Annotated in this window: 9 protein-coding genes; 2 read left to right on the forward strand and 7 right to left on the reverse strand. The window is 34.3% G+C overall.

Annotated features, from left to right (window positions below):
- Positions 1–106: 106 nt before the first annotated feature.
- The 3 genes from ppnP to ICJ83_RS05020 all read right to left on the reverse strand — a co-directional run bounded on the left by ppnP (position 107) and on the right by ICJ83_RS05020 (position 4,245).
- Positions 107–388 carry a pyrimidine/purine nucleoside phosphorylase gene (gene ppnP, locus ICJ83_RS05010; protein WP_188229245.1) on the reverse strand — a complete coding sequence of 94 codons (282 nt, stop codon included), beginning with the start codon at positions 386–388 and terminating at the stop codon, positions 107–109.
- 312 nt (positions 389–700) lie between these two features.
- A complete protein-coding gene (locus ICJ83_RS05015) occupies positions 701–2,986 on the reverse strand; it encodes an inorganic phosphate transporter (RefSeq protein WP_188229246.1) in 2,286 nt (761 codons plus the stop codon).
- A gap of 68 nt (positions 2,987–3,054) precedes the next feature.
- Positions 3,055–4,245, reverse strand: coding sequence for a porin (locus ICJ83_RS05020; protein WP_188229247.1), 1,191 nt, complete (start codon positions 4,243–4,245; stop codon positions 3,055–3,057).
- A 393-nt stretch (positions 4,246–4,638) separates the two neighbouring features.
- Between ICJ83_RS05020 and ICJ83_RS05025 the strand changes: the two genes are divergently transcribed.
- Positions 4,639–4,989 carry a toxin-antitoxin system YwqK family antitoxin gene (locus ICJ83_RS05025; protein ID WP_188229248.1) on the forward strand — a complete coding sequence of 117 codons (351 nt, stop codon included), beginning with the start codon at positions 4,639–4,641 and terminating at the stop codon, positions 4,987–4,989.
- A gap of 72 nt (positions 4,990–5,061) precedes the next feature.
- On the opposite strand, the gene ICJ83_RS05030 is transcribed toward ICJ83_RS05025, so the two are convergent.
- From ICJ83_RS05030 to ICJ83_RS05040, 3 genes are all read right to left on the reverse strand, one after another.
- Positions 5,062–6,255 (reverse strand): hypothetical protein, encoded by a 1,194-nt coding sequence (locus tag ICJ83_RS05030; protein WP_188229249.1) that lies wholly within the window; start codon positions 6,253–6,255, stop codon positions 5,062–5,064.
- A 214-nt stretch (positions 6,256–6,469) separates the two neighbouring features.
- Positions 6,470–9,241 carry a TonB-dependent receptor gene (locus ICJ83_RS05035; RefSeq protein ID WP_188229250.1) on the reverse strand — a complete coding sequence of 924 codons (2,772 nt, stop codon included), beginning with the start codon at positions 9,239–9,241 and terminating at the stop codon, positions 6,470–6,472.
- 242 nt (positions 9,242–9,483) lie between these two features.
- Positions 9,484–9,870 (reverse strand): carboxypeptidase-like regulatory domain-containing protein, encoded by a 387-nt coding sequence (locus tag ICJ83_RS05040; RefSeq protein ID WP_188229251.1) that lies wholly within the window; start codon positions 9,868–9,870, stop codon positions 9,484–9,486.
- A 191-nt stretch (positions 9,871–10,061) separates the two neighbouring features.
- Between ICJ83_RS05040 and dgt the strand changes: the two genes are divergently transcribed.
- A complete protein-coding gene (gene dgt / locus ICJ83_RS05045) occupies positions 10,062–11,402 on the forward strand; it encodes a dGTP triphosphohydrolase (RefSeq protein ID WP_188229252.1) in 1,341 nt (446 codons plus the stop codon).
- A gap of 145 nt (positions 11,403–11,547) precedes the next feature.
- Here the strand turns inward: dgt and ICJ83_RS05050 are convergent.
- Positions 11,548–12,512: hypothetical protein (locus ICJ83_RS05050; protein ID WP_223154590.1), on the reverse strand; the 965-nt coding region annotated here is incomplete at its 5' end.

Genomic DNA, 12,512 nt, shown 5'->3' on the forward strand with positions numbered 1-12,512 from the left:
ATATGCATTCTACTAGCGCTGTAATTGGCTGAGAATGATTTTTTAATTAAGTGTTATATTATGAAAAAAGCACCTCGAAAGAGGTGCTTTTTTGGTTTATTGTATTTTATTGGTATTGACAAAGATAAGCGGTTTGGGTATTAACTTTTACTAAAAAGCTTTTATTAGCTTCAATTTGGTATGCTTCACCCGCTTTGTACGTAACCCATTCACTCACATCTGGAAGTTTTACGGTCATTTCACCTTCTATTACCGTCATGGTCTCATGAAGCGATGTTGAGAATTCATATTCTCCTGGTTCCATAACGCCTAACGTAGATTTACCCGTTGCCGAAGTGTAACCTAAAGATTTTACATTGTTGTTGAAATAACTATTTTCTGAAATCATAATTAATTGGTTGTTTTCGCAAATGTATATAAAATTAGTAGGAAATAAGATTTTAATGATGGTATTTATAAAGCAAAAAAAGCATCTTGATCAAGATGCTTTTAACTAACTCAATTACACATTTTACGAAAATTAATGATGTATGAAGTAAACTAACCGAGACAAAAGTAGCGGTAAGATGTTAAATTAATGATGGTTTTATATTATGAAACAATTAATTATCAGACTGATATTTAGTTGTTTTACGTATTTTAAATAAAAAACCCTACGACATATGTCGCAGGGTTTTAATGAATTTATAAAACGCTAATACTATGCTTTAGCTTCTTCAGTTTTAATCGTTGCAGGTTTAACGGAAGCATCATGTGCGTGATCGTATTCCTCAAGAAGATTCATTGTTGCATTTAATAAATCTTTTGTTTCTAATAACAAACTAAAGTATAACGTTGTGTTTTTCGGACTTGATTCTTCAGTACGTGTACGCTCAACTTGCTTTTGAATTTTATCGGTCACTAAAGAAGTAATTTCAGCCTTTCTTCCTAAAATAACCGAAATTTCTTCAAAAGACTGCGAGTTGTATGCATTTTGGATATTATTGAATAAAGTATCAAAACGCTCATCAACTTCTTTAAGCTCTTTAATCTGATTGAATTTTAATTTCTTGTGGTTGTTATTAACGTGTTTATGGCTCACTTTAGCAATGTACTCTAGTGATTGCACCATATCTTGTAAGTAACCTAAAATATGTATGTAGAAATTACTTGCTCCAACACTCGATTCATCTAAATTTTTAATGAAGTAGAAAATATTGTCTCTTAAGGCATCTACCTCTTCAGATAATTTAACGATTTGCTTTTTATTCTTTTTAAGCATGTTCAAATCTTGCTTAGCTAAACCGTTAATAGCATTGGTGTAAATTTTATTACCACGTCGTACCACGCTGGCAATGTTTGTCGCACTTTCGTGGATAACACCTTGAATAGAGCTGCTTTCACCTTGCTTTAAGTAATCTTCTTCTAAAGATTTTGGAGCAGATGATTTCTTGTGAGCTTTGTAATTTCTGTAAATAATTAATCCGGTTAACAACAATAGAATAGGTGTCATTACACTCGGGTTCCAGTGGATTAAAAAGGCTACAAACCCAGATGCAATAAAAGCACCGATGGCAGTAAAAAACCATCCGCCTATCACGTTTAATACACCGGCCACACGATAAACTGCACTTTCTCTACCCCAGGCACGATCGGCAAACGATGTACCCATAGCCACCATAAAGGTTACATAAGTAGTAGATAGTGGTAATTTCATAGATGTTGCAATAGCGATAAGTACACCAGCAACCATTAAGTTAACAGAAGCACGAATCATATCGAATGCAGGTGCGTCTTTAGCTTTTTCTTTGCTTAGCAACGCTTCATGTTTTTCAAACCTAACATTTAAACTTTCCTGAATACCTTTTGGAACAATAGCTTCAAAAGTATCTGAAAGGAAGGTTGTTGCTTTTACTACCCCTCGAGATAATGAATTTGGTTGAAACTTTTCGTGGGTGTCACCTTGATGTGATAAATTAATTTCGGTGTCGGCAACGGTTCTTGCTTTTTTAGATAACCATAAGGTTACCACCATTACACCACCAGAAATAAATAGTAATAAAGGTTCAGCAGGAACTTTCTTTTCTAAAACACCCATTGAAAATGCCGAGGCATCTAAGCCAGATGCTAGCCATGCTTCATAAGAGTGGTAGGCAGCCATTGGTACACCAATAAAGTTTACTAAGTCGTTACCAGAAAAGGCAAGTGCTAAGCCAAACGTACCTACAGCAATTACAATTAACAAGATGCTTTTCTTTGTTAATTTTTGAAAAGCATAAGCGAAGATCGTCCAGAAAACAAAGCTTCCTAAAACAATAAAAATTTGATTCCCTTCTACACTATCTTTCATTTGGCTGTAGTAAGGTGTCCCTTTTAGGCCTTTTAAAAAGATAAAGTAAGTAATAGCAGTTAACGAGAAACCACCGAATAAAGCACCAAAATGCTTCATTTTCTTTTCGAAGTGGAAGGTAAATATTAAACGCGAAATCCATTGAACCAAGGCTCCCACGGTAAAGGCAATAAGTACCGAAAGTAAAATGCCTAAAATAATCGTTAAGGCCTTATCAGAATTGATATATTTACCAATATCGGCCATGGTTTCCGTATCAGAAACACTGGTTTTAATAAGTGCCATGACAACTGCTGCTCCAAGTAAATTAAATACAATAGAAACCGTTGTAGATGTAGGTAATCCTAAGGTGTTAAAGAAGTCGAGTAGGAGGATGTCGGTAATCATTACCGCCATGAAAATGATCATGATTTCATCGAAGAAAAACTCCCCTGGTACAAAAATACCTTTACGGGCAACTTCCATCATACCACTTGAAAATACCGCACCAATAAAAATACCCAAACTGGCTACAATCATGATGGTTTTAAAAGGAATGGCTTTAGAACCAATCGCCGAGTTTAAAAAGTTTACGGCATCGTTACTCACACCAACCACAATATCGACAACCGCTAATACGGCGATGGCTATAAGCATTAATAAATATAAATTATCCATAATTTAACTTGAAATTGTTTGCAAATATCTTTAGTGTTTCTTTATAATATGTTATTATAATGTTAATTTTAGAAATGGATATCGCACTGAAGTCGGTACATAATTTTCCCGTTATTGTTAGGGACATCTAAATAGCTAATATCAGTTTGAACCTTTAATTTATGTCCAGAAATATATTTCGATAGTCCTAAGGTATATTGTGTTTCCGGGTTTTTACCTGTAATGTTCTGATCTAACTCAATATGGGTATATCGACCAGAAACTTCCAAGTCGTTTTTAAATAAATGACCAGCCATAAGATTTAATCCCTTACCTACTTGCACTATGTCTCCAGTTAATGAACCATCGGCATTTTTAGCAAAAGGATCGTCGGCTGTTCTATCGGCATATTCTCCCATAAATGAAAATCCTTTGTACTTAAACATCGCGTCTATAAATATAGTGGAAATATTTGTTTCATACAGCCCTTCGTTAGTAACCATGTAAGAACCTAGATTAGATCTGTTTCGTACCGCATTATTATTGAAATCGTAACTCGTACCTATTGCCAATTTAGGAGTGGTTTCGCGCGATAAAGCAGCACCTTTATAGTCGCCTTTGCTGGCAAAAGTTCCGAAAGGATATAATTCGATTCGTCCCGTATATTGATGTCCGCCCTGGTTTCCTGTAGTAACATTTCTACCTTCTCCTTGTGAAATAGCTAAAATTTCTTTTACTACAAACGACTTAGAAAGGTTAAAATGGTGTCTTAATTGAAGGCCCATGTCGCGATCTATATTAAATCGACTGTTTAATAACGAACGATCTACCAATTGAAGATCTCCAGATGAAATAACACGCTCTCTGTTTCCTGGTAATTTTGTTTGCCCGGCCCATAACACAAAATTACCGGCAAAATTCCATTTTAAAACAGCATCCAAAATATACCTCGGGGAATTACTTGTGTATGCCGATGCACCAGACATGTCGCGGTTAGATAAACCTAACTCTACTTTATATTTTAATTTAGGAGAAAACGCATGACCATCGAATTTTAAACGTGAACGTCTAACAAGCATATTTGTTTCTGTCGATTCGCCATCTTGCCAGGTGGATATGCCTAATAGTTGCATTCTAAATCCAACTTTCATGGTCCAGGTACTGTCTTTTCCTGTAAGATTAAAAAGACCTTTACCAAATTTAGGTGATTTTAATTCCTGTGCATAAATTGTACTTGTAGCTAATAGTATAATAGCTATTACGCTTAATTTAAATTTCATTATAAATATTCTTAGTTTTTGTCGGGCGCAAAGAACTTATTTTAATATGAAATGTATGTTTCCTTAATGTTAAATATAGGTAAAATAAAAAGAGACTACCTTGGCCAAAGGCAGTCTCGATAGAAATCATAATAATGTAGTCGACAAAAACTAATAGATTATATGAAATACTAAATGTTTGTCTTAAGACAGAGCCAAATATCTTGGTTTTAAACCATATGAATGTAAACGTAATATTAATTAATTATTAATTCACAAAGGTTAAAGATTAACATTTAAAACGTTGATTAACAAAGTTTATGGTCTTTAATGTTAAATTAATGTTATGTAAGTGTTGCTTAAATGTTACTTTATACGTAACTTTGAGTTATAAATGTTAAAAACCCCATGATTATGAAGAAGTTTATTTTATCTCTGGCCTTTTTAGTAACTGTGGTTTCTTTTGGACAACAGAAAAGAGATTTAAAGTTTAACAAAGACACCAATTTAATAGAAGTAACTTACTATCATGACAATGGAGTGGTAAGCCAAACAGGCTTTTACACTACAGATGGTAAATTACAAGGGGAGTGGTTGAGCTTTAATGAAGAAGGCGAGAAAACAGTTTCTGGTAATTATGATAATGGGAAGAAAGTCGGCAAGTGGTTTTATTATTCTAATGAAACCGTAAAAGAAGTAGATTACAAGGCTAATGAAATAGCAAGTTTAAAGGAAACAGACGTTAAAAACGACAAAGGTCTTTAAACCGTGAATACTAAAAATAGAAAAGCATCCTAAATTAGGATGCTTTTTTATTTTCTTAGATTTTAGCTTTTATTATTTGATCACTACGAAGCTTTGGTTAGCCCAAGCAAATACCGATAAATCAGCTCCAACACCAGCTTTAGTTGAAATCGTGTTGTCGGCTGTAACAGTAATACCATCTGTGATTTCTGTTACAGAACCATTAATATCACCACCTACTTTGTCTGTTCCAACATTTCCTTGTGCAACAGCATTTGTAATGGTTACCGTTCCATTACCTTTATCGTCGTTAGTGTCGATTCTGTTACCAAAAGATGCTGTACCGTAAGCTGCAAATAAAATGTTGCTAATAGTGGCAACTGTCCCTCTTCTAATTTCAGCTCCAGCTTTTAAAGCTACATCAGGATTTAAATTTAAGATAGTAACATTTTTTAAAGAAGGCGTAGAAATAGGAGCAGCAGTAGGGTCTGAACTGTTGCTATCTCCTTCAATACCTCTTGGGTCCTCACTTGCAGCATCGAAACCGTCGTTACGTACACCAAAAGCATTGTTTAAAGTTCCTGAGTAACCTTCTGTCCAATCGAACATGTCATCAGCGATATTCGCACAATAAACATTTGTTACGTTAACAGTTCCTCCAAAGAATTCTACACCGTCATCATTTCCGTTGTTTACCACAATGTTATTTACAACTGTTCCATTACCAACTCCGAAAAATGAGATTCCGTTAAATTCTTGCTCACCGTTAATTTTTGCACCAGTATATTCAGCGATTACATAGCTTAATTCTCCCGAATTGTCTGCATCATCAGTACCGCCGTATAATAAACCAGCAACTTCAGATTGTACATCTACACCTTTGTTACTTCTGGCTTTTCCTGCAATAACTAAACCACCCCAGTCACCAGCTTTTGGTGAAGCAGCATCAGAAGTAAAGATAATTGGTTCTGTTGAAGTTCCTTTTGCAATTAATTTAGCACCTCTTTCAACTGCCAAAAACACATCAGTTCTTCCACTTTTAGCCTTAATTACAGTTCCTGGCTCAATAGTTAAAGTAGCACCTTCTTTTACGGTTAAAGAACTACTTAATGTATAATCAACAGACGCCAGTAAAGTAGCATCTTCAGTAATTTCTCCTTTTAATTCATTATCTGTGATAACGCCACCACCTGTACCTGGATCGATTGTTCTATTATCATCATCACTTGAACAAGAGAAAATTGAAGCAACAACGGCAACGATTAATAAGTTTTTTAAGTTTTTCATTTTGTTTCCTAATTTTTTTAGTTTCCTAGTATTTATTCTGCTGCAAATTAAAGTCACAGGTTTAAATTTAGTTTGAAGCTAACATTAGTATTAGGTTAAGAAATCCATCTAATGTTAAGTTAATGTTTATTATGACTTTAAGATATTTGTTAAAATAAAACCCCTCTATTATTATGACATATTAGAGGGGTAATAGTTAAGTGTTATAACTAGATTATAATTCGTAAGCTATTCCTACCGAGAAGGATGTTCCTCTTTTGTATGAATTCATTGTTAGCTTTTCTGGAATATCTCTGTATCTCTCAAAACTTGGGTTTAATATGTTTTTAGCATTGAATTTTACACCTAAGTTTTTGTTGAATTTGTGACTGAAAACAAAGTCTAATAAAGGCACACCTTTTTCTACAATGTTTTCTTTAAAGTTGGTTCCTATACTATAAACTTTATCGCTTTGGTAGTTGAATACTAAAGTAGACATGGTTTCTTTTTCGTTTACCTTGAATCGGTATGAAACGTCTGCGTTAATTGTAAAAGGAGCAGCGCCCTCTAAAGCCGAACTATCGCCCGTATAGTTGAATAAAGTGTTTTCTGTGTTGAACTTAAGTTTTGTATTCATTAAAGTTGCATTACCACCCAAGGATAAATTTTGAGATTTGTCATCGTCAGATTCAACGGCGAATAAATCTACTTTTCCTTCTAATTCTAATCCAAATACTGTAGCATCACCAGAGTTATCAAAGGTAAAGTCTCTTTCAATAGCCGAGTTTCTTTCTAAACGGTTAATAGAATTCTGAATTAATTTACCAAAAACACCAATAGATATTAATTCGCTCTTGTTAGGGAACATCTCGAATTTAAGTTCTCCATTATAGTTGTCTGAAGGTAATAGCGCAGGGTTACCACTCTCTTGATAATTAATCCCTTCGTAAGTAAACGGTGCTATTTCTTTAAACTGTGGATAGGTATACGACATGCTTCCCGATGCTCTTAAATTAATTTTATCGTTTAATTGATATTTTAAGTTAAGCGTAGGTAAAACATATTGTTTATCTAAAGCTATTTGGCTGTTGTTTGAGAATCCAGGGAAGCTGATGTTAGTGTCCCATTCTACATCCATTTTAATGTCTTCAGCGCGTAAACCAACATTGGCAGTAAATTTGTCGCTAAAGTTATATACGGCATCAATGTAAGCTGCATGAATGGTTTTCGTGGCATCGTATAGTTGCGGTAAATATGTTTCAGGATCGTCGCTATTTCTTCCGCGAGATGTTTCTACGCCAAACACGTCATTGTCCAGATTGGTTTGGTTGAACGTTGCATCTAAATCATTGACATCAACAAAAGTTGTTCTAGGATTAGTAAAGTTGTGGTCAAAATAAATACCATCAAATTTTCTATCGGTAACACTACCGTTATAACCTAAGGTAATTTTTCCTTTGTTTTCATAGCGTTCTCCTAAATATCTAACTGCATTTAAGTTTCCAGCTATACTGTTTTCAAAAAGGTTACCGTAAAATCTACTGTTGTCTCTTACCGCATTTTGAGAAATTCTCGTTGTATTGGTATCGTTATTAATGATGAATGTATTTTTTCTTCGATCTGGCTCATCGTTGTAAATGGCGTTGTAACTTACAGCTGCGTTTACATCATAAGATTCACCAAATTTATGTTCAGACATTAACTGATTAACAAAAAGTTTGTTTTGAATTTCGGTTTGTAATACAAGGTTAACTAACCTGTTATCGTCATCAGGTCTTCCTATGTCTGGAGTTGTTCCAAGGAAATCCTCAATTTTTTGAGAATTAGAATGAACGAATAAATGATTGTAACTTAATTTATGATTGTTGTTAATTTTGTATGATAAGTTACCCATTAACATTTTTGAAGCATTGTAGCTGTAGGTTTTTGTATCGAAAATAGAACCAACGTTAAGCGAGCCATCATCATAAATATCTACAATAGCATCAGAAGTTCCTTCTTGATATGCATATTTGTTGTCGAAAGAGCCAACTAAAAAGAAGCTAATATTGCTTTCATCAGATAATATAATTTTTCTACCATAGTTTACAGACAGTCCCATATTAGGGTTAGCTGTTCCGGAATTTGGTGTAAAGCTATTGTCGAAACTGTATGTGTTAAGATTTCTAACCTTATGATGTGTGTCAGGGTTTATACCAAACCAGTTGGCGCCATCAATGGTTTTAAAATCTTTAAAAGTAGTTTGTGTATTGGCACCAGACGAAAGGCTTACTTTAAATAAAGACTTTTCACTGGTAGCTTTACTAACAATGTCAATGCTTGCTCCGGCAACATCAGAAGACATATAAGAAGAAAATGCTTTACCAATACCAACACTCTCTATAATATCTGAACTGAATAATGATAAATCTATATTTTTATTTCTAGGGTCGTTAGATGGTAAAGGAAGACCATTAAGTGTCGTCGAATTATATCGGTCTCCTAAACCTCTTACGTAAATTTTACTCGATCCTTCCTGCTTGTTAACACCAGTAACTTTTAAAGTAGCATCGGCAGCATCAGACACCGCTTTTTTACTCAACTCCTGAGCTCCAATAGCAGTTTTAATTTCAACCGCTTTTTTCTGCTCTAATAATAAAGCTGTTTCACTTTCACGTTTTGTAGTCGTGGTGATTACAACTTCATCTAAAGAAGCGGCACTGGCACCCATAGGTACGTTAACTTCTGTTACTTTTCCGGCAACTACCGTTACAGGAATTTCCTGAGTTTCGTAACCTACAAAACTAAATATTAAAGTGTAATTACCAGGTTGCATGTTATCCAGTTTGTATAACCCATCAAAATCTGATGTTGTACCTGTAGTGGTACCTTTAATGATAACATTAGCAAAAGCTAAAGGTTCGTTATTGTATTCCTTATCGGTAAGTTTACCCACCACAGAACCAGTGGTTTGGGCAAAAGTTATTGTTGTTGCTAAAAGCATTAACAATAGGGCGAATTTTTTCATAAATTTTAGTTTTTATCTAGGTGCAAAGAACGTTACACTATATGAACGGAGCGTTACCAGTACGTTAAACAATAGTAATAATAGCGTTATGTTAATGTTATGAGATTTAAGGTTGCTAAACGTTAATTTAACATTGGTAATTGGATTTGATTCTGTTTTGATTTGTCTTTCCTAATACAATAAAAAAAGCCAGCAAACTTATGTTGCTGGCTTCATGTATAATTTAAAATTTACCTTTCTAATTAATTGGATTGTGGTAAAGCTTTGTTGTCGTTATCTGCAGTTGCGGTTAACAGTGCAAGATCATCCAAAGAGATGGTACTTGCCGAAAGCGCTAATTTTAATTCTGTTGGTTCAAAAGGATCTACATGTACCTTAATTTCTTTGGTTTCGTAACCAACAAAACTACATACTAATGTGTAATCTCCAGATTTTAAATTTTCAAGTACAAACATTCCTGTTTGGTCGGTATCAATTTTAGTTTCAGAACCTTTAATAGAAACACTTGCTAATACCAAAGGGGCATTTTCAACTTCGGCATCCATAATTTTGCCAAAAATTAAACCGGTATCCTGTCCAAAAGATAGGCCCGAAATGAGTAAAGCAGCAAGAATAATAATTTGTTTCATTTTAATACTAAATATTTCCGCGGCAAAGTAACGTCTTAAATGTCAGGTTTGTGTTATTTTAAAGTGAAACATCTATTATTAAAATGTTACCTTAATGTTAACATGCTTGATTGATGCGTGCTATTCCTTGTTCTTTTAAGCTTATAAATATTACTGAATTTAACTATCTTGCCAAGCATTAACACAACACTATGAACTGGGAACAACTATTATCTTTAAAGCGTTTTGGCGATACGAATAAGCGATTAAGAAAAGAGCAGGACGAAACACGTTTAGGTTTTGAGGTCGATTACGACCGTATTATTTTTTCTTCAGAATTTAGAAGTCTGCAGGATAAAACTCAGGTCATTCCTTTGTCGGATACCGATTTTGTTCACACACGTTTAACGCACAGTTTGGAAGTAAGTGTTGTGGGACGTTCTCTAGGTCGCCTTGTTGGTAAAAAATTGTTAGAAAAGCATCCGCATTTAAAAACGGTTCATGGCTATCAGGCTAACGATTTTGGCGCCATTGTAGCAGCGGCAGCCTTAGCGCACGATATTGGTAACCCACCTTTCGGGCATTCGGGAGAAAAGGCGATTGGCGAATTTTTTAAAACCGGTAAAGGCCTGCAATATAAAGAGCAGCTAACCGCCAAAGAGTATCAGGATTTGTGTGATTTTGAAGGTAATGCTAATGGCTTTAAAATCCTTACCGAAGATCGTGCCGGACGCAGTGGCGGACTCCGTTTAAGTTATGCCACTTTAGGGGCGTTTACCAAATACCCGAAGGAATCTTTACCCAAAAAACCAACGAATCATATAGCCGATAAAAAATACGGTTTTTTTCAAAGCGAAAAAGAAGCCTATACCGATATAGCAAAGGAACTCGGACTCATTAAACGCAGTGAAACGAGTATTAGCTATGCGCGTCATCCACTAACGTTTTTGGTAGAAGCGGCCGACGATATTTGTTACACGATTATCGATTTTGAAGATGGTATTAATCTGGGACTCATTCAGGAAGAATATGCTCTCGAATACCTGTCGAAAATTATTCGCGACACCATTAAGCCCGATAATTATTATGCGCTCTCTACTAAAGAAGACCGTATTGGGTATTTGCGTGCTTTAGCCATTGGTTCATTAATTAATGAAGCTGTTGATATTTTCATGGAAAACGAGGAGGCGATATTAAATGGTGCGTTCGATTGTGCTTTATTAGATAAATGCAAATACGAGGCTCAAATAAACGATATTATTAAAATTAGTATCGAAAAAATTTACCAGTCTACCGAAGTTATCGATAAAGAAATTGCAGGTTATGGGGTTATAAATACCTTATTGGAAACCTATACCGATGCTGTAAATAATAGTTTTAATGGCACGGCATCCAATTACGATAAACTCATTTTAAAAGGTCTGCCAAAAAACCTGAAAATTAAAAGCGACAACCTTTATGTAAGACTGTCTAGTGTGTGTTATTACGTCTCCTTATTATCCGACAGTAAAGCGATTTTAGATTATAAAAAGATAAAAGGGATCAGTTTTTAAGCGCTGTGATTGGGAATGAATTATCGTTTTATCCCTAATTCAACACGTTTAAAAATATTAAAATGAGATAGTTAAAAGAATACATATTAACTTTAAAGAACTGGACTAGTGCTTTTCATAGGAGCTATTGTTGGCAATAGTACTTTTATTCTAAATATTCGAATGATTCTGTGTAATTATAAACATCCTTGTTGAACACAGTTCTTTTAATTGGTCTATTTTCATTATCATATTCAAGGTCAATAGTTTGGAGTTGGTTTCTCCAAGGAAAGTCTAATTTTTTAAAATTATTTTTTGAATATTTTAAACCCAAAATTAATCTAGTAAAATAGTCGTTAATATCCATGATGTGAGTGTCATCAGTAAAAATGGTTACCCCAGTTTTGTTGTCATAATCTAAATATTTAAGACCATCATTGAATGAGGAAGAGTTTTTTACACCAATAATGTTGTTATTGGAATAGAGTATTTCTGTAGTTCCCTCAACTTGTTTTACAAAATTATTGGAGTCTACAAGATAGCGTTCGATTTCATTTGAATATGTCATTTCTCCCGTCGAGTTTAATGTCTGTTCGTAAGCTACTATTTTCTTTAGTCCATTTTCACTACTGTATTCAAATGATAACTGTAGAATGCCATCAAAATCTCCTTGAATTTCTTCGTCCCAATAACAGTCATTTATTTCACAGTCACAATAAGCTCTTACAATTTGATTATTCTCATATTCGATTTGGAATGTGGCGTTATTAATTACTTCTTCGCCTGACATATTTAATCTATTCTGGATGTTAATCGAAGTCAGACTATGCGTTGAGTTGTAGTTAAGGGTAAATGACCTAGTTGAATTTGGATGATGATTGTAATCAGGTCCTTGTGATATGGTTACTTTCTTTAAATATGTTGGGATAATGTTTTCAATACTATTGTCTACGGAATCATTCGAACATGAATTCATTAGTATCATTAGAAAAGTAATTGCGATTATTAATTTGTTATTAATCATTTGTGTATCAGTATTACTGCCAACGGTTTCCTTTACTTTATCCCTAAGAATAAAGTAGTTCTTAAATTTACTAAATGACAAGAGGAGAACTAGAACGGTTTGCAGAA

Source organism: Aestuariibaculum sediminum (assembly GCF_014596945.1).
Taxonomy (GTDB): domain Bacteria; phylum Bacteroidota; class Bacteroidia; order Flavobacteriales; family Flavobacteriaceae; genus Aestuariibaculum; species Aestuariibaculum sediminum.

Coding starts and splice junctions, on each gene's coding strand:
- ppnP (WP_188229245.1), bottom strand. CDS start 388: ATGATTTCAGAAAATAGTTATTTCAACAACAATGTAAAATCTTTAGGT.
- ICJ83_RS05015 (WP_188229246.1), bottom strand. CDS start 2,986: ATGGATAATTTATATTTATTAATGCTTATAGCCATCGCCGTATTAGCG.
- ICJ83_RS05020 (WP_188229247.1), bottom strand. CDS start 4,245: ATGAAATTTAAATTAAGCGTAATAGCTATTATACTATTAGCTACAAGT.
- ICJ83_RS05025 (WP_188229248.1), top strand. CDS start 4,639: ATGAAGAAGTTTATTTTATCTCTGGCCTTTTTAGTAACTGTGGTTTCT.
- ICJ83_RS05030 (WP_188229249.1), bottom strand. CDS start 6,255: ATGAAAAACTTAAAAAACTTATTAATCGTTGCCGTTGTTGCTTCAATT.
- ICJ83_RS05035 (WP_188229250.1), bottom strand. CDS start 9,241: ATGAAAAAATTCGCCCTATTGTTAATGCTTTTAGCAACAACAATAACT.
- ICJ83_RS05040 (WP_188229251.1), bottom strand. CDS start 9,870: ATGAAACAAATTATTATTCTTGCTGCTTTACTCATTTCGGGCCTATCT.
- dgt (WP_188229252.1), top strand. CDS start 10,062: ATGAACTGGGAACAACTATTATCTTTAAAGCGTTTTGGCGATACGAAT.